Source organism: Nonlabens sp. YIK11, from assembly GCF_001413925.1.
Taxonomy (GTDB): domain Bacteria; phylum Bacteroidota; class Bacteroidia; order Flavobacteriales; family Flavobacteriaceae; genus Nonlabens.
Genome location: NZ_LBMJ01000001.1, coordinates 1,841,797 through 1,866,562 on the forward strand (window position 1 = coordinate 1,841,797; position 24,766 = coordinate 1,866,562).

Consider the following 24,766-nt stretch of genomic DNA (forward strand, 5'->3'; position numbering starts at 1 on the left):
GGGCAACTATCAAAATGGAGCACAGTAACGATAGAAATGATTAACAAAGACCTGCTATATTTTAGGCTTACTTTTTGAGACCTAGACCATGCAATATTGCAATTTTGTACTCCTATGAAAACGATCAAATATACTCTGGCGGTAACCGTGGTGTTATCACTTATCATCGCGCTTCTTGCGTTTCAAGGCTTGAAGACCGACGATGAGCCAAAGCAGAAAAAAGCACCTACTGACTATACCATTGTTCAAAAATGGGAAATGCCCAAATACCTAAAAGAAATAAGTGGTATCGCTTGGCTTCCAGATGGTAAAATGGCTTGCGTGCAGGATGAAGAAGGAGAAATTTTCATTTACGATCTTGAAAGCAATAAAATTCTTCAAAATATTCATTTCGCTGATTCTGGTGATTATGAAGGTATCGCCGTGCATAATGGTACAGCTTATGTAATGCGCAGCGATGGAAAGATCTTTGAGGTAGCACGCTTTCGCGAAAGCGGAAAAGCTAAAACCATCAGTTACAAAACGGAGTTCTCTTCCAAAAACAACATGGAAACACTTGCCATAAGTCGCGATGGATCCTACCTGATCACAGCTCCCAAGGATCGCGATAAGGTGGATGAATTCAAGGGATTATATAAAATTGATCTGGAGTCAAGACTGGTGGACGCGGTTCCTACCGTGAGTATCAATATGGAAGATGATGCCTTTGAGGATTACCTTGAAAAGAAGGTCTACAAAACATTTAGCCCATCAGATGCTGCTGTGCATCCTTTAACTGGTGAGTATTATGTGTTGGAAGGAATTGATCCCAAACTGGTGATTTTAGAAAAGGATGGCACCATCAAAAGGGTGATCGAACTGGATGAAGACGATTTTGCACAGCCAGAAGGAATCACATTTAGTAAAGAAGGCATCTTGTTTATTTCTAATGAAGCCAGCAAAAAGAACAAAGCTAATATTCTACAGGTAAAGCTGAATTAAAAGCCTTGTTGAGTTCAATGACTAAAGCAGCTATTTAGACCTTGAGGTTGTCTTGTTGCCTTTACCAGCTTTCTTTTTCTTTCTATCGCGATACCAGCGATAACCTTTCCATCCTAGTTTCCCTAGGGTAATAATTTTAAAAATCTTTTTCATAACTATTTTTTTAAATGGGTTTAAACTTTTTCTTTTTTCACGTCCAGAAAGTCCAATAACCTGGGTTCTAACGTCTCATCAACCTTACCGTGTAGAACGCTCACGTCACCAGTACTTTCAAAAACCACGGCTTTCACTTCTTCAAACTTCAAGACATTGGCCTCACGCAGTTTTGCAATCAATTCTGATCTGTGCAGATTGGTTTTGGCGAGGTTTTCTTCAATGATTTTACCATTTTTCATCAACAGAATGGGCGCATTGGTCGCAGTTTTTCTAAACCAGCCCGCATAGCGCTGTAACAAGGCAAACACCACCTGGAACAGAACGATAGCTACTAGAGCAACGGCACCATTACCTATGGAAGTCTTAGGATCCAGCGATACGGAAGCCAAAATACTACCTATGGCAATCGTAGTGGCAAAATCAAAACTGGTCATTTTTGAAAAAGTACGCAGGCCGGCAACGCGAGTGATTAAAATAAGCACTAGAAATATTATGACAACGCTTATTACAATAATGGCAGAGGCCGTTAGGTCTAGATACAACCACTCTTTGATATTAGAAATATTCATGATTCTTAGATTAGAAAAGATAGAAGTACCATTTTGTCCATGGCCAATTTCCGATTAATAGTGATGTGGACCTCTTAATTATTATGTAAGATTTTTCGAACAAGGTGTTGATGTTCTAGATATCTCAATTGGAGCCTTAAACTTTGCGATTATGATCAGGCTTGTGAAAAGTTTACAAAACGGTTGCTGTTATAAGTGCTAATTTTATCGATTGCAAAATCAAGCTTTGGTGCAAAAACAATTACTAGCCTTATTACGATACCTCAAAAATTTTCTATCACGTACGATGGAAAAGTATGACGGTCGTTTGGCTTACATCATCACGGCTGTTGTGGCAAGCATTGTATTTGTGGGCGGCGTCAAGCTCTTCATCAAATTGACCGAAGTCCTGAAGACCGAATATCTGGCGTCTTATGACAGTTCCATTTCAAATTATGTGCAACAATATCGCACAGCCTCATTGACTGATTATTTCGTTTTTGTAACCGATGTAGGCGACACTTTAGGTTACCTCATCATGTTCACCTTTTGTACGCTCTTGTTTTATATTCTTTTCAAAAGCTGGAAATATGTAGCGCAATTTGCGTTGATCATGATCCTGGCCTTGAGTTCTAATTTGATTTTAAAACAGGCCATCAACCGGGCAAGACCAGATGCAGAACATCTCGTTATGGTAGAAACCTTGAGCTATCCCAGCGGTCACGCCATGATGGCGATGGCATTTTATGGTCTGCTCATCTATTTCGTCACGCAGTTTGGCATCAGTAAATACTGGAAAACACTATTGATCATTTTATTGGTGACTCTTATTTTGAGCATTGGAACCAGCAGGATTTACTTAGGTGTGCATTATCCTTCAGACGTTGCTGGTGGTTTTATTGCAGGCTTTATTTGGGTAGTGTTCTGTATCATGATCTTCAACTTGATCAAAATATTCAAGCGAGATCCATCGACCTGATCAATGATAAGATGCTAGATCTTAATTTTTAAGTAGTTCGCTTTCGCGAAAGCGAATACATCCTCTAGCTTTCCATTGCCCATAAGCTGATAGTTATCATACATCTTATTGCAAATGATCTAGTACGCTCGATTTAAGAGAACGTAAAGAACATTTAGGCGCATCTAGGCCGTTCTTTGCAGCATGGGAGAAACCAAGTTTTTAGCTATTGTAGGTTGTGGTGCGCGAGGATTACATGCTTTGGAACGATTCTTTATCACGTTGTCTGATCGCGTATCGTCACAATTAGTAGAAAATTACAAAGTCGTACTTTTTGAAACACGTGAGAACCTAGGTACTGGTCTAGCTTGGGATCCAGATCAAACCAGCGTGAACTGGAGTAACATTTCTGACCGTGCTTTGGAACCTTTTGCGGGTAGGCCGGCGTTCAATCTAAAAGATGTGCATTTCCCTTCATTTCCCAGTTATCTGGAATGGCTGGAAGAGGTGATGGGCGTGACCATCAATGATGAAAAGGATTCTTTCTCCAAACGTAAGGTGACCGGTGCCTATCTTATCCAGCGCGCGCAATCCATCGTGGAGCCGTTGCAAAGTCTAGGTTTGCTGGAAGTAAAAAGAGAACGAGTGGTCAAGCTTACCCATCAAGAAAATGTTTTTACTCTCGATACTAAGCAAGGCAATGCCTATCATTTCAAGAAAGTGCTTCTTGCCTTGGGACATTTAAAAACCACTATTTCTAAGGAAAATCAGAGGTTCATTGAGCATGCTAAAAAAGATGCATTGCATTTTAGCAATGACCCGTATAGCAATGAAGCTGCGGCGATTTATGCTTCTTCTAAGAAGATCTTGGTTAAAGGTTTGGGTCTCGCCATGATTGATGTGGTGCGGATGATCACTGAAGATGATAACGCTGGATTTGAGAAAAATGACCACAATATCTTCCTGAATTATACTGGCAACAAGAACGTTCAAATCGTTCCCTACTCACTAGACGGACTTGCCATGGTACCGAAACCAGTGGGAAAACATATTGATGACAATTTTGATCCCATCAAGGCTGGAAAGGCAGAAATGTTGGATCAACTCAAGACAGATATCAAAAATGGAGAAGTCCAGGATGTTGATGATATTTTGTACCCAATAGCTGGTGTCGTCATGAATGTCTATAATCGTTTTGATCAACCTTACGGCAGATCATCCTTGAGCGATCCAGAAGGAAAAGACCTCATTGTCAAATGGCTCAAGGACCAAACCACCAAAAATGAGCATATCATTGATACCGATATGTTCATTGTAGATTACATGAAGCTAACCTGTCAAATGTCTCATGGTAACACACCGTTTTCCCTAGATTATACTATTGGACAAGTGTGGAGAGAGCTGCAAATAGACATGTATTATCTATACACATATCAATTATTGCCACCGGCATTGGTAGCCAGGTTCATCGAGATCAATGAGATGGCAAAACGTTATAGCTTTGGGCCACCGGTAGAAAGTATACTGCAACTCATAGCTCTTCATGATGCTCGTGTCTTGAATTTAGATTTTGTGAATCAGCCAGAGATCGAACTGGTTGATGAAGGTTTCAAAATACGTAAGAATGATAAAGAGATCGTTTGTGATGCCTTAATAGACAGTGTTTTGGATAAACCCAATCTTTCCAAAATCATTGATCCATTAATTGAATCTCTAGTTTCTAAATCAATGACGCAGCAGTTTGAAGAGAACTTAGGTATCACGGTTTCAGAAAGCGCAAATCATTTGCTGGGCTCTGTAACTATAGAAGGCTTGCATCATGTAGGCCGCAATACCAAAGGATCTGAACATGGAGTAGACGCACTGCTGGAATGTTTTGATACTCAAAAAATGCAAGTGGTGATAGATGAAATCCTCTTGGACTAAAGTTGTTATTAGGTTTAAGAATCTTTCAATAACTACTTTTCCATTAACATACATACGCTCTATAAAGCGATTGCCAGTTGAATCGCATTCGCGTATTCTTTCAAACTCCTTAACAAATTTTTATAACTAGCTGATTTGTATTAATTTGCTAAGGAAACTTGTGCGTCATGAAACAAAACTATATAACTAACTATTTGATTATCTGTCTATTTCTATTGGGCGCTATGTCGTTTGCTCAAGAAACAGTGACACCTCAATTGTTGTTGGACAACGTTCCTGTCAATCTTCAAAATGACTGTTTGAATGGTGATTTTCCGTTTGATGGACTGAGTGTTGAGCTATTGAATGCAGAGGACGTAAAACAAAGTCAGCTCAAAGTAAATCTGGACAATGGTTTGTCCATTTATGAACTTGATAACTATCAGGATTTTGATGGCGATGAGCTCTATACGGTAATGAATGAGAATGAGGTATTCAATCGTTCTAGGTTTTTGGTTTTCGAGTTCTTCATTACCCTAAACGATGATTCTACGCTGCAGGAAAATATACAAATATGTCTGGAGCAAAGGGATTTATATGTGGCACAGTCTAGAGGTGAGACAGCGTCTGACAAGGCCTATACGCGAGTGCCTATCTATTATGCTACAGACCGCAAGGACACGGGAAATAAGGATGAAAACCTGCGCTTTGCCGGTGATCTTGAAGTAGATCACAAAATCAATTACGGCATTTGTAACGTGACCATTCCCTACACACATAAGGTAGGACAGATTGAAAGCCCTTCGCTATTAAGGTTTGAGATCAATGAGGATCCCAACAAGCACATTGTCCTGCAAAACATCATACCGTTAAAGGAAAGCTCCTTTTTTAATTTGATGGCTAGAGGTGTTTCGCTTTCGCGAAAGCGTAAAACCTTCATGTTTATTCACGGCTACAATGTCTCTTTTGCAGATGCCGCAAAAAGAACTGCACAAATGAAACATGATTTAAAGTTTGACGGTGAGGCCGTTTTGTACAGCTGGCCATCACAGGCAGCCACATCTGCCTACACCATTGATGAGAATAACATACGCTGGTCCACTTCCAATATCAAAAACTTCCTGGAGGATTATATCACAAAATCAAAGGCAGAAGAAATTTACCTGATCGCGCACAGCATGGGAAATAGAGGTTTGACAGATGCCCTAGTCGACTTGATCAAGGAAAAGTCACACCTGGCCTCAAAAATCAAGGAGATCATCCTGGCGGCTCCAGATATTGATGCAGCTATTTTCAAACGTGATATCGCGCCTCAAATGGTCTCTAGCATCAAAAAGCCCATCACACTTTACGTGAGCGCAGATGATGTCGCGCTGGAAGCCTCTAAAGCATTGCACGGTAGAGCACGAGCAGGTGATGCAGAATATGGCGTCATGCTCGTCGATGGCGTAGAAACGATTGACGCGACTGGTGTGGATACCAGTTTTTTATCCCATTCCTATTTCGCTGAAACGAAATCCATCCTCGATGATCTTATCACGGTTATAGGTTCTGGTTTGAGAGCCCAACTAAGATCCAAATTGATCAAGGTCACTACCGCTGATGGTGTTTACTGGAAAATTAAAAATTAGCCCTTTTAGCCTCGTTCATATGGAGTTGATGAATAACCGTTACATTTTTCTGATTGTTTTATCCTGTTGGTTGACCTCATGCTCGGTCCACAAGAGGTCCTACATTCAAGGCAATGAAGAGTTTGTAGTAGAAATGAAAAAGTCCGACAGTCGTGGTGGACTTATAGAAGCGGCATTACAAGGACTGTTTCTAGGTGCCGACTACCTTGCCGAAAAAACAGCAAAATCACTGACGAGTTCCTATTCTCAAGCGCTCTCCATTAATGATTACTATTATTACAACAGCGCCACTGGTGTAGTTTCCAAAAACTATAGTGAGATCCACATCAAAAAATATGAGGCGCCTTTAAATGAAGAAAAAAAAGCTGAAATCGTCAACACCATAAAAAAGGAACTGGACGCACAGCCCAGATCCAGAGGCGCGGCGGCTACTTTTACTTTTGAGGATGATGTACTTAGAGTTACAGAGGATAAAGAAGACCTATTGAATTTTGAAGCCGTCATTGAAATACTTACAGATCTAGAAAACCCTGGAGTATCCAGATTAAGCTTTAATGAATTGCGCATCCTATTTTCAAGAACCAAGATCTATGAAGATGAAAACCTAAATGCAAAATTATCAGTATCCATCACCGGTCAATGGCGTAACAAAGACAATACGCCTATGGAAGCAGTACTGGTTGAGCAAGAATATGATTTACGCAATTTAAAATACGGGCCAGAGAATCAAATTACAACACCAATTCTGTCGTCATGGTATGTGGATATACCTTATATCGCAGAGGACGAGTTCCGAAACTACGGCATCGTTAAAGTGAACGTACAGCTGCAAGAGTATGAAGGTGGCAAGAGTAAATACATCAATCAGTTGCCTAGCATTTTGTCAGATAACAAGGATGCTGTAATAAAGAATGGCGCGGCGACTATTCAGAAAGTTTTGAAAAATTAAAGAAATGAAAGACTTTTTGATATTGATCGTTTTATTGCTTTCGATCCCTTTATGCGCTCAAGAAAATCAAGAGTTTAAAGGTGTACTACTCAAGGATGTTCATCATGCACCGGTTAACGATGTAGTGGTTATTGAAGGTCGTAATGAGGTGTATTCTGCAGATGCCTCAGGAAAAATTCTGGTTCATGATTACAGTTCTGGAGCCTATATATCTACTTTCAAAAAAGCTGATAATTATCCTATCCATAAACTGATATCACTTGAAGATAGCAAATTGACCGTTGCCAAAAAGTATTTACAATTTGATAATCAGCCTATTGATTCTTTGTTTACGTATAATCTTGATACAGGCGCTGAGACGGCACGATCTGGTATTAAGGGCACATTTAGAGGTAAGCGTAATGAGAACCACCTTGCAGCGGTTATAAATTCTGGGCAGGAAAATGGAATGGTAGTTTTTCAGAAACGTCCATTTGCACAATTGGGTGTTTCTAAAACAAGTAAAACAATTCAAGACATTTCGTTTTCCTCGACGGACTCTATTTATGTGTTCACTCAGGATATTGGAATCAATTATAGTAATGAATTGGTAGTAAGAAGATTTAATGGTGAAACTCTTTATCAGGAAGAACTTATAAAGAGCAGAGCCGAATACAAGGTGTTTTTTGAAAGCGCCGACTCTTTTTTGCTTTTTGAGTACCAGGACGAAAAGGAACTTCTGAGCATCTTTAGGTACCAGCTTAAAGATTTCAGCCGAAAATTAGCTTTTAAGACTACCATTTTTGCCACTGATTGGAATTTTCAAGTGAAAGAAAATGGAGATCAATGGTTGTTGTTTCCCAGCATGAATAATTATGAAACACCGGTAGTTTATGCTAGTCTTATAAATGGCCGTTATGACATAAAAGAATTTCAAATAGATAAACCTTTAAGTCACCTGTACCTTGCAGATCAAAACTTGATACGCGGCTTTATCCATCCAACCATGGGTCGTGAAGAAGCTTCATCAATGATTGAATTCAATGTAGGATCAAAGCGGCTTAAAGAATTAGGGCGATCAATGGCTTATGGCGATAATCGAGCTTATTTTCTACAAAGTGGTGACTATATACTTCAAGAGTATAATTCTAATTATGAAACGAACTTAAGATATTATCAAGCCAGCACTTTTAAGAATAAGTACGACCGATTAAAATTTAACGACTGGCTTAAGCTTAAAAAAGGGATTGACAAATACGATCGTAATTTTTTCAAAGGACAGCAGGAGTTTCAAAACAATAGTGTAGCGTTTTTGGGCAAGCTTAATAATGAGCTTAGACTTATTGATTACAATTTGAGTGAGGATACATTTTCCTTTTTATCACCAGCGCTAACGGTTCGTAAAAGTATTGTGGATTACAGCAGCAGCAATCAACTCGCAATTGTTGTTGACCGACCTTTTACTGTAACTGAGTACCCTAGTTTAAGGGTTATTGAGGTGTGTACCAAAGAAGCTTGTGAACCATTAAAAGGTATATTTCTCAAAGCTGTTTTAAGTGAAAATGGTGAACTTATCGCAACTATAGATGAAAACTTTGTGTTTGAAATTCGCCAGGCAAAATCTAAAGAGATCATTTATACAGAAGAGTTGGTGAAAGAGCAGGTCTATGAAATTTTATCGGTCGACTCGACCGGTTTTGCTTTATCGGTGCAGCCGCCTTTTGAATTTAATAAATGCGTTAAGTACACGGTCTTTTATGAAGTAGATCAAGACTTTAAAACCACCTCTCAAAAAAATGACTGTTTTCAAATCAAAGCATTTGCCATAGGTAATGAAAAAGTTGCTCTAGGCATAGATAGTTACGGTGTATTTTTTATGGATCAAAAGATTCCGATAGATCAGGCAAATCCTGCTGTAGAGCTTTCCTTGAATACTGATGCCAGTTTATTATTTGTAAGTCATGCCAAAGGAAACATTAGTGTCTACGATACATCCACGGGAAAACGAAAAGCACAATGGATTCTTGAAGATGATGAACGACAGTTATTGGTAAGCGATACAGGTTACTATTTGGCAAATTTTGATGCCGGTAATTTATTAACGCTTACACAAAAAGGAATCAATCAAATGAGGGATTTCTTGCAACCTGATGAAGTGCTCAAAACGCTAGGAGAAATTGATCAAGAATACCTTACCGCTATCCAAAAGGCCGAAGAGTTTAGAAATTCCTCAAGAAATTCTGAACCAGATCAAAAACAATTCAAGATCGAAGAGGTTAGCCTCAATGGTGGTAAAGAACTGACGACGGCTCAAGTGCAAAATACGGTTAGTTTTGCTCTAAAAGGAAGCCCGGAAAATATAGTTGTTAAGCACAATGGTGTGGCATTGAGTGACAAACAATGGCAATGGAAAGGTGAGAAGCTGGTACTCGATTTTGAAGTTTCAGACCCTATCAATCATATAGAGTTGTGGGACGCAACTACCAATCAGCGCATAGCGAGAAGCACGGTAAATTATACAGGACCTGCGCTAGAGCCCAACCTACATGTACTTGCCATAGGCGTATCACAATATAAACAATCCAATAACAACCTAACGTTTGCAGATAAAGATGCTTTGGATATCGCCAGGTTTTATGGTGATATTCCCAAAGAAGATATCCAGTCTTACTATGATAAATTTTATGCAGAACCCTTAAGCGTTCATGACAAAAACGGCAATAGAATCCTACAGCCCATCAATAAATACGGATTCAATATTTATGGTTACGACCTTAAGTATTTGGGAGCAGATGGTAGATATTGGTATCATTACGATGCTCTAGAAAAGAAGTTTTACTTGTTTGACTTCAAACAGGCTCGGGTTTCTGAAATGACCTTGCCGCCTATAGAAAAGATAGAAACGATTTCATTTTACAATGCATTTATCCCAACGAGAAATGGCGACGCCTTCTATTTCTTGATGGATGATAAGTGGAACCGTTATGAGATTAAGGATGACACATTTGAACCCATCAGTTTTCCCTTTGACGTAGATCTACGGTATCAGGATAATATGATTCAATTGCCTGAGGATCAATGGATGTATGTGGAAACCAGTTATACGGGTTCAAATAACGATGTTACAATAACTAAGTATGGTCATGATGATAAGCAGGTCCTCAAAGGAACGATAGAAAACGATAAAGGCTTGACCTTTATGAGTGTATCAGACGATGGTACACACTTTTTGTTCAAGGATTATCTAGATGCATTTTACCTCTATAAACGGCAGGAAACTGATTTCCAATTAATTTCTTCTACATCAAACATCTCCTTTGCAACGCTGGATACGTATTTTATCAATGTGAAAGATCAAACCATTTCAAGATCCAATGATTCTTTTGATAGTAGTCAAAGAAAAGTTCTTTGGAAGAAATACGACTTTGATTTTCAGTTGAAAGATGAACTTGAGGTCACCATTGATGGTAGTGTGATTATTAATGCTATTGTTGACGACGGTGAACTACTGGAACTTAGACAAAAGAGAAGCCTGGCAAATAAAGATCAAGTACGGTTGGTTGATAAGGATGACGCTTTCGCGAAAGCGGGAACACCAGCATCCTTCAAACAAACGACGGTCACCTATCTATTAAACGAGGATGCCACTCAAGAGGCCATCAAGAAAGAGCTAGATCAACTAAAGTCTAAGGTAAGAGTACAAGATCAGGTAATGGTATTTTTTGCGGGTCATGGCGTGCTGGACGAGCAATTGAATTATTACTATGCGCCACACGACATGGACTTCAATAATGTTACTGGTCGCGGCCTTTCATTTGATGATATCATCAACTATTTGGGAGAAACAAAATCTACAAAGATGCTATTGTTAATGGACACCTGTCACTCTGGTAACACATTAGATATGGAGGATTATGAAATCACAAAAGCAAATCCAAATCCAAATGAAGGTGAGCGCGGTGGTATTGCGAAAAGAGTAGGGAAGAAGGAGAACCCCATTAAAGTGAGTGATGTGGTAACCACCTTGTTCGACAATCTAAATACTGTTAATGGCGTGACTGTACTATCTGCATCCTCTGGCCAAGATGTGGCTTTTGAGGCGCGAGACTTGAGCAACGGCGCTTTTACCACTGCTTTTATGCAACAGGTAAAATCTGGATTAAGTGGTACCATGCAACTGGAACCAGATTATAATAGCGAGTTGACCCTATCACCAGAATTCATCAACAACTTGCGGGTTAAGGTGCTGCAACTTACCAATAACAAGCAAGAAATGGATATTAGAGAACGAAATGAACTCACTACCATAAGGCTTTGGTAAGGCAGATCACTTCATTTCACTTTCACTAAAAAATCACCATTAGCTTCATTTTTTCCAAACTTTGTAAGAATAGGTCTTGTGGTATTGCCTCTCACAAAAGAAAAAATCTTTCCTGGCGATAAGAATTCATCCTCAACTTCCAGAGCTTGTAATAAGTTAGTCGCAAATGGCGAATGATCTAGATTGGTATTCTTGTTAAAAAAAACTGGCATCTCGAGCTGCAGAGATGCCTGTAAAAAGCTACTAATTATGATTTATTTGTTTTAATCTCTTCTTTTGCGCTCCTTTTTCAACCACTTACTTAGGTCTTTATAACCCGCTTTTTTAGCTACTTTTTCAGGTCGCCAGCCTCTGTTGTTCTCCTTTTCAAGAGACACTCCTTTATCGATGAATAATTGCGCCATTTCCTTATTTCCATTTTGCGCGCTTAAGTGAAGTAGGTTGTTGTTGTAGGCATCCGTTAGATTATAGTTGGCGCCGTACACTAAAAGATCATTGACCTGATATTTTTGATTTCCTTTGACTTTGTCCCATAGGACGGTTTCACCATTAGTTGCGACATCTAGATTGAGGTATTCTGCCGCTGCCTCTTTCAATGGTTCAAATTGATAATTAAAAACGAATTCTACCAGACGTTTCTCAAAATCAGCACCGTAGTTACCCGTGTTATATTTGATCATCTCCTGTAACATCGTGCTTTGATCCAAAGTCATGCTTCTACTAGCTGCTCTCATCAATACATTCTCTAGAGGATCGCGATCTATAGTGTACTGCTTCTTGAAGATCCAATTGTAGGAAGACCATCTATTGAATTCTGCTAAATTGTTCGTTTCTATACTATGCTCTAGATTGTCATATATGAAGCGATAGATCAAATCATAATTGATTTTATTGATTTTGTGCACTTGACAACCTGCATTCCAGTTTGCATCTCTAAAGGTCACCGTTTGGACACAATCACAATCGCTATCATATTTATAGTCACCTGTGTAAACCCCATTGGCATATTCTACTGCTCCACGTACAAGGATACCTTCTATCCAACCGTAGTAGTCAAATACCGGACCGCCAGAATTTCCCGGAAAAGCATCGATGTCTGTTTTGAACCAGTTTTCTATATCACTATCAACCACTTTACTGTTGGTCGATATTTTTAAAGGCAAACCCGTAGGTGATCCAATCGTGTAAACCGTACGGTCCACCTCTGGTGCGCCACTGGTTCTTATACGGTAAGGCAATCTGCCTGTTTTGCGATCCAGCTTCATCACTACATAATCCTCGCTGTATTCTCCTTCTCCTTCAAGTTTACCGTCTAGAACTTCTACTACCTCAAATAGGTCATTGTCATCGTATTCAATATAATAACCATCAGGATTGTATTTCATCTTATCCGTATAATCAAATAACCAGTAATAATCCTGTGCTGATTCCAGATCAAGAATACAATGTCCTGCACTTACCAGAATATCTGGAGTGACTAGAAAACCGGTGCAGTTAGCCACAGTAGGTTGTTCTTGAAACTTGACATTGTTGCTTATGTTACTCGTACCAAATTGTCTTGATAATCGCTGCTTGAGTGTGTAACCATAAATGCGACCATTGACAACAATATCTTTAGGGATCATGACCGCCGTTGCTCTGGTATAATGGTCGATACCGCTTACATCGTTGACTTCTTTACGGTCATCTGTTCCAAAGACACCTCTGGAATCAGTTCCAGGCTCTGCAAAGGGGTTTTCTTTAGGTAGTGGAATTTCAGTGTCTTGGGCTATCCCAAGAAGCGGAACAATAAAAAGTAACAATAGAAGGTAAAGGTAGGTTGGCTGTTTCATGACTATTCGTTTATGATTTCATATATAAATTCTGTGGTGTATCCTTTTATGGATCCAGAATCTGTTCTGGAGCTTTTTTGACCTCGGGACTGATTTTCAGTTTGCTTTACAAAAGCTTCCAATGGATTGGTAGCAGATCTTGTTCTGGTCTTTTCTGTAATTACAGGTTCCATATTGATGGGCTGACTAGAAGCAAATCCTTTGAGAACAATGCGCTCATAGGGCGACCCGAACTGGTATCTACAACCCTTAATCAATTTAGAAGACCGTCGTGGGATCAATCTCTCATCGTCCGTGTAATCACATTCTGCGTTAGGCATAAAGGGCAGTATTTTACCATCAGTGTAGATTTCTAATACGGTAAAGTAAAGATCTTTGTTGCTGTTGTTGGTCACATTTAGATACACCACGTCATCTGTTGTGTTGACTTTGAACACACCATTTTCATCTAGGTGTTGGGACTCGTCTTCCACGTTTTCTGGTACGAGCTTAAAACTAAATTCGTATGTTGGATTTTTCATCTCCAGATCTCGTAGATAGTTACCACGAGCATAGATAAATATGTTTTTGTTTAGGTCTTCAGCAGTTTTGGAACCTCTGGTATCCTCATCTGCATTAAGATAGGAAAGGTCTGCAGGACTTTGCAAGACATAGAACGCATCTTCCTTGCTTACTACTAGGTCTGCTTCATTGATATCAGTAACCACGCTACCTTGGCTATTGGTGGCTAGGTATTTTTCCACTTCTTTCTGGAGTGACTTATCCTTAACGCTGTTGTCAAAAAAGACCTTTACCGCGATATCACCATAACTTTTGTCCTCAATATAAACAGCATAATCCTGGGCAACAGTAGTAGGTAGGTCTTTATCCAGCAGGGCATAGGATTCATTGAATTTGCTGCGGTTTACTTTTCCTTGAGTGATAACCAGATCTTTATCAAAGCTGGTCGCATCTGCCGGCAGCACACTTATAGTGGTACCTTCATTAAGCTGCTGTACGCTTCCCGCATTGAGAACAATGGATTTAGGATTGCTAATTCGCTTCAGACTGTAAAAAGGTTGTTGTTGCACATACTCACCATTAAAGAGTTTGTAATCCACATCGCCTTCAATTACGGGATTTTGTCTGGGCGCTATGGTGGCCATCTCGCTAGCTATCTTGTTGAACAGCTGTCTGTAAGTGTAATCAGTGCCTAAGGATGACATCGCTTTCGCGAAAGCGTAACTCAAACTACCTTTTCCCTGGTATTCATAATTTAGTTCTCTGGCACTAGCTCCTGAGATCATAACGAATGGTGCCGCATCACTATTTAGGGCTACTTTTTCAACCATATCGCTGCCGTCTGCCGTAGCATTATCTTTTTTCTCCCAATTAGGTGGCACTAGAGCACCTTTACCGCCACGAGCTATTGCACCACGTGAAGCAGAGCCGCTGTGGCAGCTGTCCAGTATAAAAAGCAGCTGGCCGTCGCTGCCCAATTTATTACGCAAGTTGGTGATGACTTTGCCTATCTGGTCATCGCGGTAGTGATTCTGGCCGGTGTAATCGCTGGAGTAGGATGCCTGCGCATCAAAGGGCACGATAGATTCATCCAGACGGTCGACTTCATCACCGTTGTCATCATAGATTTGTTGTCCATGCGCAGAAAAATGAACCACTAATACATCGCCAGGTTGCATTTTTTCCTGAATGTTAGTTAAGGCTTCATCCAGTCCTTGCTTTGTCGCCTGTGCATTGATGAGCGTTGTAATATTAGAACTGGAAAAGCCTTGCAATTGCAAGGCATTGCTGATAAGTTCTACATCGTTTACAGAGTTGATGTCGCCCCAACCAGAGCCTTCTGGATAATCACCTATTGCGACGATAAGCGCATACTTATCTGCATAGGAATGAAAACCTATCAAAGTAACGATTAGAGTTAATAGTAGTTTTTTCATTGTTATAGTTTTAGAGATTATAGTCAAGATTAGCAGGTTTTGTAACTGCAATTAGATTCTGAAAGGCCATGGTGATTTGTAGCGCCATTCTATGTCCATCTGGGCTTTCCACGCGCTCGATGGCGCCGTTGGATTTATAGATGACATTGACCATACCAATGTCCTTCATCATGATTTTAATGGGTTTGCCTTTACTATTGTATTCAAACGTCAGTGTCTTATCACCATTTGTCATGGTGTCCATATGACCATCCTCATCATAAGTCAAATACATCGCATCCTCGTCATTCTTTCTCGCATAAATTAAATTTGCCTTATCATCATAATCATAAACAAATAGGTTGTCGTCCTGCTGGACTTCAATCATTTTTTTTAGGGTAGGATGGTGCTTGAGTTTGAGATACTCACCTGTGGATTTCTCCTTTTCAATCATGTTGCAGTTCCTGTCATATACAAAAGTGGTCCACAGATCACCTTCCTCTATCCGAATGGGTTGATAGGAGCAGGCCTCATCATAGATACTGGATGAGGTAATGCCGTTTGTGGTTGTTATGATCTTTTGGGTGTACTGACTACCATCTGCTTTTATACCAATAAAATATTCATAAGTAACGGTTTCATCGTTTTTATCATCTGGGTAATTTGTATTGACCGTGGTGCTGTAATGAAGGTCATCTCTCGCTCCGTTTTGATCTATATAATATTGATAGCTATAGTTTTTTATGACACTGTCTCTTTCTATAATTCGTTTGGTAAAAGATGATTTTGGCCAGTATTCAATAACGCGCTTGTCTTCATCTTCTCCTACAAACCTAACAGGATTATAAATGGTCGCTGTCATGTTATGCAGGGCATCGTATTCATACTTATATTGATAGAATCTTGTCCCTCTACTGTAGATTAAATTTTGATTCACATACTTATAGGTGGCGTCCTCGTCATTCTTTGCTGATGTCTTCAAACTTGTTATTAATCCATCCTCGTTAGTGGTAATATTTATAGAATAACCATTTTTGTTCTTTATTCTTTTAGGAAAGCCGTTCTCGTAAAATACTTCGGTAAAATTTCCATTCTTATCTTCCATTTTTATTAATTGGCCATCTAGATTGAAAGACTCTTTTAATCCAGATCTAGATGTTCTTAAAAATAGATTGTTCGCATAGGTCAGTTGTTGATCACCTCTGTCAAAGGATTGCCAGACAATCCCTTCTGGTACTTCCATAATTGGATCCACAAGTTCTTTGTCCACTAGTTTGTCATAGTATTGATATCTATTGTCAGGGTCACCAAGTTGTTTTCTAAGTTCTGCTATCGATGAAGGATTATTATCTAGTAAATTATTTTCCAGCTGTAGGTCTATGATTAACTCAATCATATCAATGGCTAATTGCTCATCCTGAAAAGTAGATTTGAATAATGTTTTGCCGCCGGCACCATGCTCTTTTAATAGCACCGCGTAATCTGGATACATATAAAGGGTAGATTCTAGCTTAGTTCCCCAACCATAGCCAAACCAACCTATCTCAGTAGATTTTGAATTATAAGTTCGGGTTAATTGATCAATAGCGCCTCCTGAATCCTGAAAAGAAGCATCAGTGAAGGAAACATGAAAATTCCCATTTTTTATATCCACTTGTGCAATCAATGTGTGAAAGCATGTGAAGATCGCGATCTGTAATAATACTTTCATAGTATCCTGTTTACATATTGAAATCAACATTAGGAACTTTAGTCAGAGCTAGTAACTTTTGGAAGCTTTGTGTGATTTTTAAGGTGATACTGGAGCCACCATCGCTCTCAACCTTTAATATCTCACCATTATCATCATATGTCACTCTCATTTCACCCAACCCTTTTTGAGCAATTCTTACGGGTTTTCCCAGTTCATTGTAATCAAAATCAATGATAGTATCTCCAGAAATTAGATGGGTGATCTTACCGTTATCTGCATATTTGAGTTCTATAGGTTCTTCATCATTTTTTTGAGCTAAAATGACCTTGCCTTTTTTATCGTATTCAAACTTATTTACGGTATTGTTTTGTTCTACGCGTATTAGCTTTTTGAGTGTAGGATGATACTCTAGTTTTATGTGATCGCCATTTGAACGAACCTTTTCAATCATGTTGCAGTTTTTATCAAATTGCATCGTGGTCCATCGACCATTACGTTCGATTCTAGTGGGAGCATTGCAATTCTCGTCATAAGTAGAAACTGTTTCCACGCCTCTTATGCGAGTAATTATTTTTTCAGTATATCTTTCTCCATTAGGTTTTTTACCTATTAGATATTCATAGTAGTTTTCTACTTTCTCTCCGTTCCATCCAGATGTTATGACGGTAGTGGCATAATGGTCATCATCTTTTTCACCATCTTCTGTAAAGAAATTCTTGTAGCTATATTCCGTTACATCACCATCTCGGTCAGTTATTTTAGAGGCATACATTGTTTTGGGAGTATATTCTATAATACGGGCATCTATTTTCTGGCCTTTGAGCCTCACTGGGTTATAAATGATTTTAGTAAGGTTATGATTCACATCATACTCATAAGCATGTAGATTACCATTCGCATCCTTTGAATAGACCAGGTTGTCGTTGTTGTATTTCAATTCGGCTTTTTGTTGGTCAGATGTTTCTATAGCTGTAATAAAACCATCCTCATTTGTAGTGATATCTAGATAAAACTCATCAGGGCTGGATATTTTTTTGGGCTTACCATCTTGATATTGGATTGTCAGGCTATTACCATCGGTGTCTATTATTTTGACCAGATCGCCTTCAAGGTTGAAGTATTCTTTTTCACCATTGCGCGAGGATCTAATGAATTGCCCATTTTTGAATACCAGTTGTTTATCGCTTCCTCTAGCAAAGGTTTGCCAGGTAACACCTTCGGGAACCTCTAAGAATGGTTCGAAATAACCTTTTTGAACATACCTGTCATAAATAACTAACCTTACTTCTCTGAAATCGGTTAGTTTTTTGCGTCTTGAGCTTATGGTTGTTGGTATATCGTCTAACAGGCCTTGCTCAATTTCAATATCAATAATATCTTCTATCAACTCTTCTGACAGAATATCGTCCTGAAGTGCTGTGGTAAAAATACTTTTACCGCCAGCGCCATGCTCCTGTATCATGACAGAGTAATCGGGATAGTAATAAAGCTTAGTCTCTAGTCTTGATCCCCAACCATACCCAAACCAGCCTTTTACCGTCGATTTTGAATTGTAGGTTCGAACCAAAAAGTCTTCTTTGATGCCGCTATATTTCTGAAAATCAACATCTGCAAAACTCATGAAATAATTTCCATTCTTTAGGTTGACATTTTGGGCCACCGTTAAATGAATGGATAACAAAAAGATTAAAATCGAGGCTATGAATTTCATGAAGTTTTTTTTTTTAAAAATTATATCGCGCGTCTGCGGGTTCGAGATATCCGATTAAATTTTGAAAGGTTTGAAAGATCTTTACCGCCATTTGTTGATCACCATCAATGTTTTCAATTTTACCATCTTGATCATAAATGATGCTGGTAGTATTCTTGAGATCTATATCTGTATAGGAAACGTAAAAATTTCCATTTCGAAGATTTACGTTTTGACCATAGCAAGAGCTGGTTTCAAAAATCACAAATACCAAAAGGAACACAAACCTACCCATATTACAAATCACTTATAATTTTGATAGTAGCCTCGTTATATGACCTCATCAAACGTGAGGTGCTCAAGTACGCTGCGTTGATATTATTTTTAAACTCCTTGGCTTTATTACGATTCTTCAATTGTAGTACCAGTAGCTTCAGTACTGGATCCACACGACTACTCAAGGTTTTATATTCCTTTAATAGTTTTTCTGCCACGGCTGCATCTTTTTCAAGAACAGCTATCTTGAGCTTAAGGATCAGCCATTTTTCTTTCCACGACTTAGTATCATCATTAGCTTTTTCAATCACGCTGGCAGCCTCTTTTAGGTCATTTTCAAAATACAGCTGTTGTGCAAAATCAAAAGCAGGTTTGGTGTTTGTGCCATCCAACTCGTAGGCTAGACGGTAAGCAGATAGAGCTAAGTTATTTTTGTCATCGCGCTTGTAACTACGCGCCTTTCGCGAAAGCGAACTACTAAACGTCTCTGGGCCATATTTGATAGGATTATCTTCTATCGCTTGTTTTGCAAAGGGTAATGCTTCTTCAAAATTACCTTCATCAATGAGTGACAACGCGAGACTTGCAGCGGCATAGGTATGTGTGGGATCCAGTTGCAGGCATCGCCTGTATTGCTCTAGGGCTTTCTCTTTGTTTCCCTGTTGGAAATAGACATTTCCCAGCAATAGAAGGTTCTCTGGATTCTCACCGGCGTTGGAAATGAAGTTTTTTACCAGGTCTATGGCAGCTTCATCATTATCTCTAGACTGATAAATGCTCGTCAATTCTTGATAGGACGGCAAGTAATAGGGATTGCGAGTAATGATCTTTTTGTGAATTGTGATCGCGGTATCGATGTTGTTCAACTTATGTCGTTTGAACCAGGCAAGGTTATAGAGCGGTACCACGCTTTGCTTGTTTGCGGCAACTGCTTTTTCAAACACTTTTACCGCTTCTGGATTGTCCTGTTGGTGCTGCAAATAACCTAAACCAGAATAAGCTGAAGGATAAAAGGGATTGTTTAATATCGCCTGATTGTATAAGGAGTCTGCACGGGCTAAATTCTCTGGAGTAGACTGGTTTCTTCTAAGAAAATCCGCATAGGTTGTCAGTGCTTTAAAGTAACCTGGTTGAAGTTCTAGCGCCTTATCCAGAAATTTTACTGGGTCCACATAAGAGATGTTGTTTTCCAGCAAGAAATCTGCATATTTAAACAATACATCAACATTGTTGGGAAATCGCTCCAGAGCTTGTAAGTAGTAACTTTGGGCGGCCTTAAGGTTACCTTTTCCTTTTTCTATAAGCGCGATATTGGTAAATAGAGTAGAGTTGTCAGGATCTGTTTTTAATAGTTCTTTATAGGTTTCCTCTGCTTTTGAGATATACCCTTGATTTTCAGCGATCGCAGCGAGGTTTTGTAAACTGGTATTATAGTTTGGGTCTATCTCCAGCGCCCTTTCATAAATTTCTATCGCTTTTTGATAATCTAAAAGTTCAAAATAATTGGAACCTAAATTATTGATAGGGTAGACCCATGTGGGAATTAGCTCTATGGCTTTGTTATAATAGGTTGCGGCATCTTTAAACTGATGGTTTTCATTTGACAGGATACCTAGTGCATTCCATATATATGCGGCGCGCTCTTCAAGATCTATAGCTTGTTTGAGCAGTTTTTCTGCCAACGGAAATTTTTGATAGTCGTCGTTACGTATGTAAGAGTACGCCTCTAGAAACAAGGCATTCACCTGTAAGGCTTTATAGCTGGGATGATCTACATCAAGTAATTCCATCGCCTTGCGTACATTGAGGGATTCCTCATAGAATTCTGCGCCTGCAGGAAGTTCTTTGGGACCGCTTATGTAATTATTGATGATTCTGTTGGATTGGTTGGTTAGCTTTCGCGAAAGCGTAAATCGCATTCTGCTTAGTTGCGCACCACTAAGTTCATTGCTGCTATTGGCATCTTGATAGAGCTCTAGGGCTTTTTCTCTGCTTGCCTTTTGTCCCCATTGATCAATGAGTTGCTTGAACTGTTTTTCAATATTAGAAAGCTGCTTAGGCGCTTTAACCACAGTACTGGAACGTAAAAACTGAAGCGTGTCCTTAAGATTGATGCTTTTTCCATGAGCCAGCATGGCAATCTCTTTATTTTCAGGTATCAGGTTTTTAAAAAGCCTACGACGATTGCTGGTGATCACAAGTGGTTCTTGCTGGTTGTTTGTCAATGAGGCGACTTCTTGATAGACAAAGTCGTCTAGCTCACTGTATTTGAGTTGATTGTCTTGTGCACCTATATCTGCGGCGCCCATCATTCCTAGAACCCAGTAAAAGGTGAAATAACCGTGTCCTAACTGGATATCTTCTTGTGAGGTTTGGGAAGGTGCACAGCTCAAAAACTTTGTGGTCTTGACAAAATTATCACCGTCGCTCAAGGTGTTCATATTGGTTTTTGCACCTTCTTCATATATAAATCCCGAGTGACAGGCATCAAGCGCCATAACCACATTAGCGCCTGTTGTGGTCAATTGATTGACAAATTCATTAAGTGCAGATAACGCAACCACGCCATCTGTACCACGATAATTGCGACCACCGTTGACATCATGGGCTAATAGAAATCCTACTTTTTCATTTTCACGATTGACGACATCGCCATGACCGGCAAAATAGATGTACACTTCATCGCCTTCTTGCGTGACTTTGATCAATTCGTCAATTCCCTGATAGATTGCCTGCGCGCTGGCTTGTTCATTTTCTAGATAAATGATGTTTTGATCACTTACTTTTTCAATGTTAGTTAGGTAGTTTTTGAAAAGCTGCGCATCATCATCTGCCACTTTGAGGTTAAGGTCTTCATTTTGGTATTCTGAAATACCTATGATAAGAGCCCTTTTTTCTCCTGTCACTTCCTCTCTAACATCGCTGCCGCGACCTCCACGTTCACCTACTTGACTAAACCCTAGAGCGCAGCAAAAAATAAATGGTATGAGAAATTGACGATGCATACTATCAATTCAAATCAAACAGAGAAAATGAGATTCCAAAATAATAGCCCAAATCATACTTGTTTTTTGTGAAGCTATCGACATCATTTGATATAGCTACATCTCCTACCTCGAGGCCATTTGTCAATTGCTTGACAGGTCCAAAGGCGACACCGCCAGAAAGAGAAAATCTGTTTTTGTTCCCTAGGAAAATGGATGGACCTAGAATAAAGTTCACGCCGGTCAAATCGTCTGCAATAGGAATGGAAAGGCCGAAACTACCGCCAATGTTAAAGCTATCTGCCAGAATAGGATAGAAGTTGATCATGGTGCTTAAGTTAGGCACAAAGCTATCATCTGGAGTCGAGCCTATGTCGCCATTTGCATCGACAAAATAATCGTTAGAGTTACCCGTGTAATTATTCAGGGTCAAGGCGACACTACTGTTGATCTTGAAACCTCCTTTTGCCTTAACAGGTATACTTCTGACTTTAATGGCATCGCTCGTTGTAGTTTCCTCAAGGTTATCAGATTTGGGAATGAAGTTCATTTCTATCACAGCATTATCTGCTGTTACCCTGTAATCATAAACTTGACTGAAGGTCGCGGCCTCAATGCTAGAGTATAGATTGACGATGCTAGAAACTTCATCGGTGTTTTGAATGGAGTAACTATTTAGTGACTTCTTTACCGTTTCACCTCTAGAAGTATTTCCTAGATAACTATCATCTACAATGGAATTAAGATTTTGAACTTCACTAGCGATTAATTGATCCAATGTTTCTAAATAGAGGTAAAGGTTGTCTTCAGGATCAGGTAACCTGGGATCTGAATTTTGGGCAGCGAGGTTTTTTATGTTGCGCAAGATATCCTCTTTGGTAAGGTTGGGATTCTTCATGTTGCTCAAAATCATCTTTTTGAGTGCCTTGACATTAGTAGTAAGACTCTTGAGATCATCTATTGCATTTCCACCTCGTGAGTTGGTCGCCAATCCAGCCAAATCTGATACGGGTAAGTCTGGAGTGTTTAATTGAAGACCACCGCCCGTAATGTTTTGTATGCTGCCCAGCAAATTTCCGAACCCGAAGCTGCCAGCGTTGTCATGTAACTTTTCTTCTTCTACCGTAGTTTCAATTTTCAACGCAAAAGGATTGACGTTTTTTACTTCTACCATCAACACGCTACCTCGTTTAAGCTTTGTGTTATCAATGGTATCGATAATCTGATTTTTACGATCCAGAGTGAAATACAATAGCTGATCTGTTTGATAATCGTAGGTAGCTTTGTATTTCTCTTGAGCAGTAGAAGTTATGGCACAGCCCAGAGCGAGAAGAGCAAGAATTAACCTTATATACATAGCCTTGTTTAAATTTTAAGTAATAATATGGAAATCAGGGCTATTATTTAAATAATATGTTAAATATACCCTTTTTGGGGTATGCCGTAGGCCGATAAAATGTCTTAAAGCCTTCAAAAACCTATTCGATTAAAAATGAATCTCTAGTCATTTGTAAGAAATATGCTGATTTTCTCGACTTGAAATTCTTGCCTGCAGCCTGTTGAGGTTAACAAGCTTTAATTGAAGTCAAAGAAACTTATAGTGCTTTTTTGCAGTGCGGACATGGCGAATGTTACGCTTAGCGTCTTTAGCTGCTTGGTGATCTCTAAAAACAGGCTAGGCTTACAAACAAAAAAATCCTGAAACAGATCAACTGTTTCAGGATTTAAGATTAAGGTAATTCAAACTTAGTTCTTAACCAGCTTTGAGCTAAAGGTATCGTTGTTTTGATTCTTGAATGTTGCGATATACACTCCAGGATTAAGATCTGAAATGTTAAGGCTATTACCTACTGGAGTTGCTGTAATTACTTTTTGTCCGGCCAAATTATGGATAGTAACTTCAGTAATTACATCGTTGGTTCTAAAGTTCACCATACCATTTGATGGATTAGGATACATGCCTATGGCTAGTTTTTGAAGACTTTCCTCACTTAATGTTTCATTAGCATCAAAAACAATTCTTGCAATAGTTACTGATCCACTAGGGTCGACCGTGTTATCACCACTTTGACGTACTTGCAGCTCAATTCCTGTTACCATTCCTACCCAGTCGTCACTTGATACATTTAGATCGATAACTTCAAAATCTGTAGCATTGATCGTGGTAGGTGTAGTTCTAAAAACACGACCACCACCACTTGCTGGATAAGAGATTCTTAACTGGTCATTAATGGTATTGTTTTGAATCACAATATGCGCAAAGTTTCCTAGATCTGCATTGACCGAAAAGATTTCCTGAGAAAGTTTAGCTGTATTAGGATTGATTCCAGAATAGTCAGCGATTAGGTTACCATTACTGACAGTTAGAGCAACTCTACCTTTTCCGCTCCATCCTTCTACATCACCATCATTGCTAAAGGTGTAGTCATTGCGCTCTGGTGTTGGTGGGTTGTTGGTAAATTGGATCTGGTCTATTTCAATCGTACCGCCACTACCGTCAGCATTGTTATCTGCATCAAGTTTAAAGATCAAATCTATAGTGTTTACGGTACCTACATAATTTTGGTTATTGGTCACATCAACGATATAAGTCTTAAACTCTGTATCATTTGTTGAAATTACCTGATTCTTGAAAATGCTCCCAGGATCTTCAGTTCCATCTGGCTGCTTAGGGTAGCTTATGCGCATGTATCCATTATTGGAGTTGTTTTTCAATTTTACAACAGCAAAGGATCCATTGGCAGCATCTACACCGGCAGACGTATTCGTGATTTTAGGATTTTCATTTGCAGCACCAGTAATGGTTAGAGTAGATGCTGTAGCTCCAGGATCAAGAGTTCCAAACTCTCCAACGAAACCATCGTTGGAATTATTGAAATCAAATGTGGTTTGCGCCATCATCAGGGATGGCAAGCTGCATAGTAAGAATAGGGTAATTTTTTTCATA

At 39.3% G+C, this 24,766-nt stretch carries 16 protein-coding genes; 7 read left to right on the forward strand and 9 right to left on the reverse strand.

The features are described 5' to 3' along the window. Positions 1–114: 114 nt before the first annotated feature. Positions 115–981 (forward strand): SdiA-regulated domain-containing protein, encoded by an 867-nt coding sequence (locus tag AAU57_RS08375; protein WP_055412479.1) that lies wholly within the window; start codon positions 115–117, stop codon positions 979–981. Positions 982–1,011: 30 nt separating this feature from the next. Here AAU57_RS08375 and AAU57_RS15295 read toward each other — a convergent pair whose 3' ends face one another. Together AAU57_RS15295 and AAU57_RS08380 are read right to left on the reverse strand one after the other, a co-directional pair. Beyond that, the gene (locus tag AAU57_RS15295; protein ID WP_262491932.1) at positions 1,012–1,134 is read right to left on the reverse strand and encodes a hypothetical protein; all 123 of its coding nucleotides are present in this window, start codon (positions 1,132–1,134) and stop codon (positions 1,012–1,014) included. A 20-nt stretch (positions 1,135–1,154) separates the two neighbouring features. Then, positions 1,155–1,706: a DUF421 domain-containing protein gene (locus tag AAU57_RS08380; protein ID WP_055412480.1), complete on the reverse strand. Its 552-nt coding sequence runs from the start codon at positions 1,704–1,706 to the stop codon at positions 1,155–1,157. A gap of 229 nt (positions 1,707–1,935) precedes the next feature. On the opposite strand from AAU57_RS08380, the gene AAU57_RS08385 reads away from it, so the two are divergent. The 5 genes from AAU57_RS08385 (at position 1,936) to AAU57_RS08405 (ending at position 11,428) form a co-directional block, all read left to right on the forward strand. Then, positions 1,936–2,664 (forward strand): phosphatase PAP2 family protein, encoded by a 729-nt coding sequence (locus AAU57_RS08385; protein ID WP_055413717.1) that lies wholly within the window; start codon positions 1,936–1,938, stop codon positions 2,662–2,664. Positions 2,665–2,847: 183 nt separating this feature from the next. Continuing rightward, on the forward strand, positions 2,848–4,569 hold the full coding sequence (locus tag AAU57_RS08390; protein WP_055412481.1) for an FAD/NAD(P)-binding protein: 1,722 nt from the start codon (positions 2,848–2,850) through the stop codon (positions 4,567–4,569). 167 nt (positions 4,570–4,736) lie between these two features. Continuing rightward, positions 4,737–6,179, forward strand: a complete 1,443-nt coding sequence (locus AAU57_RS08395) for an alpha/beta hydrolase (protein WP_055412482.1) — start codon at positions 4,737–4,739, stop codon at positions 6,177–6,179. Between the two features lie 28 nt (positions 6,180–6,207). Beyond that, positions 6,208–7,128: a hypothetical protein gene (locus AAU57_RS08400; protein ID WP_156340064.1), complete on the forward strand. Its 921-nt coding sequence runs from the start codon at positions 6,208–6,210 to the stop codon at positions 7,126–7,128. Between the two features lie 4 nt (positions 7,129–7,132). Further along, positions 7,133–11,428 carry a caspase domain-containing protein gene (locus AAU57_RS08405; protein WP_055412484.1) on the forward strand — a complete coding sequence of 1,432 codons (4,296 nt, stop codon included), beginning with the start codon at positions 7,133–7,135 and terminating at the stop codon, positions 11,426–11,428. 263 nt (positions 11,429–11,691) lie between these two features. On the opposite strand, the gene AAU57_RS08415 is transcribed toward AAU57_RS08405, so the two are convergent. Genes AAU57_RS08415 through AAU57_RS08430 form a run of 4 tightly spaced genes read right to left on the reverse strand, consistent with a single transcriptional unit; the run spans position 11,692 to position 18,580 of the window. Further along, the gene (locus tag AAU57_RS08415; RefSeq protein WP_055412486.1) at positions 11,692–13,260 is read right to left on the reverse strand and encodes a trypsin-like peptidase domain-containing protein; all 1,569 of its coding nucleotides are present in this window, start codon (positions 13,258–13,260) and stop codon (positions 11,692–11,694) included. Between the two features lie 2 nt (positions 13,261–13,262). Then, on the reverse strand, positions 13,263–15,197 hold the full coding sequence (locus AAU57_RS08420; RefSeq protein ID WP_055412487.1) for a caspase domain-containing protein: 1,935 nt from the start codon (positions 15,195–15,197) through the stop codon (positions 13,263–13,265). Between the two features lie 10 nt (positions 15,198–15,207). After that, positions 15,208–16,887: a DUF6531 domain-containing protein gene (locus tag AAU57_RS08425; protein ID WP_156340066.1), complete on the reverse strand. Its 1,680-nt coding sequence runs from the start codon at positions 16,885–16,887 to the stop codon at positions 15,208–15,210. Positions 16,888–16,897: 10 nt separating this feature from the next. Then, a complete protein-coding gene (locus AAU57_RS08430; protein WP_055412489.1) occupies positions 16,898–18,580 on the reverse strand; it encodes a DUF6531 domain-containing protein in 1,683 nt (560 codons plus the stop codon). Between the two features lie 70 nt (positions 18,581–18,650). On the opposite strand from AAU57_RS08430, the gene AAU57_RS15010 reads away from it, so the two are divergent. Beyond that, positions 18,651–18,872: a hypothetical protein gene (locus tag AAU57_RS15010; protein ID WP_156340068.1), complete on the forward strand. Its 222-nt coding sequence runs from the start codon at positions 18,651–18,653 to the stop codon at positions 18,870–18,872. Here AAU57_RS15010 and AAU57_RS08440 read toward each other — a convergent pair. From AAU57_RS08440 to AAU57_RS08450, 3 genes are all read right to left on the reverse strand, one after another. After that, positions 18,856–21,840 (reverse strand): tetratricopeptide repeat protein, encoded by a 2,985-nt coding sequence (locus tag AAU57_RS08440; RefSeq protein ID WP_055412491.1) that lies wholly within the window; start codon positions 21,838–21,840, stop codon positions 18,856–18,858. The genes AAU57_RS15010 and AAU57_RS08440 overlap by 17 nt on opposite strands. A 4-nt stretch (positions 21,841–21,844) precedes the next feature. Next, complete coding sequence (locus tag AAU57_RS08445) at positions 21,845–23,176, reverse strand: hypothetical protein (RefSeq protein WP_055412492.1); 1,332 nt, start codon at positions 23,174–23,176, stop codon at positions 21,845–21,847. A gap of 389 nt (positions 23,177–23,565) precedes the next feature. After that, positions 23,566–24,765: a T9SS type A sorting domain-containing protein gene (locus AAU57_RS08450; protein WP_082438582.1), complete on the reverse strand. Its 1,200-nt coding sequence runs from the start codon at positions 24,763–24,765 to the stop codon at positions 23,566–23,568. Position 24,766: the final 1 nt, after the last annotated feature.

Excerpts from the sequence above, each read along its gene's own strand:
- AAU57_RS08375 (WP_055412479.1), top strand. The coding sequence starts at position 115 with ATGAAAACGATCAAATATACTCTGGCGGTAACCGTGGTGTTATCACTT.
- AAU57_RS15295 (WP_262491932.1), bottom strand. The coding sequence starts at position 1,134 with ATGAAAAAGATTTTTAAAATTATTACCCTAGGGAAACTAGGATGGAAA.
- AAU57_RS08380 (WP_055412480.1), bottom strand. The coding sequence starts at position 1,706 with ATGAATATTTCTAATATCAAAGAGTGGTTGTATCTAGACCTAACGGCC.
- AAU57_RS08390 (WP_055412481.1), top strand. The coding sequence starts at position 2,848 with ATGGGAGAAACCAAGTTTTTAGCTATTGTAGGTTGTGGTGCGCGAGGA.
- AAU57_RS08395 (WP_055412482.1), top strand. The coding sequence starts at position 4,737 with ATGAAACAAAACTATATAACTAACTATTTGATTATCTGTCTATTTCTA.
- AAU57_RS08400 (WP_156340064.1), top strand. The coding sequence starts at position 6,208 with ATGAATAACCGTTACATTTTTCTGATTGTTTTATCCTGTTGGTTGACC.
- AAU57_RS08405 (WP_055412484.1), top strand. The coding sequence starts at position 7,133 with ATGAAAGACTTTTTGATATTGATCGTTTTATTGCTTTCGATCCCTTTA.
- AAU57_RS08415 (WP_055412486.1), bottom strand. The coding sequence starts at position 13,260 with ATGAAACAGCCAACCTACCTTTACCTTCTATTGTTACTTTTTATTGTT.
- AAU57_RS08420 (WP_055412487.1), bottom strand. The coding sequence starts at position 15,197 with ATGAAAAAACTACTATTAACTCTAATCGTTACTTTGATAGGTTTTCAT.
- AAU57_RS08425 (WP_156340066.1), bottom strand. The coding sequence starts at position 16,887 with ATGAAAGTATTATTACAGATCGCGATCTTCACATGCTTTCACACATTG.
- AAU57_RS08430 (WP_055412489.1), bottom strand. The coding sequence starts at position 18,580 with ATGAAATTCATAGCCTCGATTTTAATCTTTTTGTTATCCATTCATTTA.
- AAU57_RS08440 (WP_055412491.1), bottom strand. The coding sequence starts at position 21,840 with ATGCATCGTCAATTTCTCATACCATTTATTTTTTGCTGCGCTCTAGGG.
- AAU57_RS08445 (WP_055412492.1), bottom strand. The coding sequence starts at position 23,176 with ATGTATATAAGGTTAATTCTTGCTCTTCTCGCTCTGGGCTGTGCCATA.
- AAU57_RS08450 (WP_082438582.1), bottom strand. The coding sequence starts at position 24,765 with ATGAAAAAAATTACCCTATTCTTACTATGCAGCTTGCCATCCCTGATG.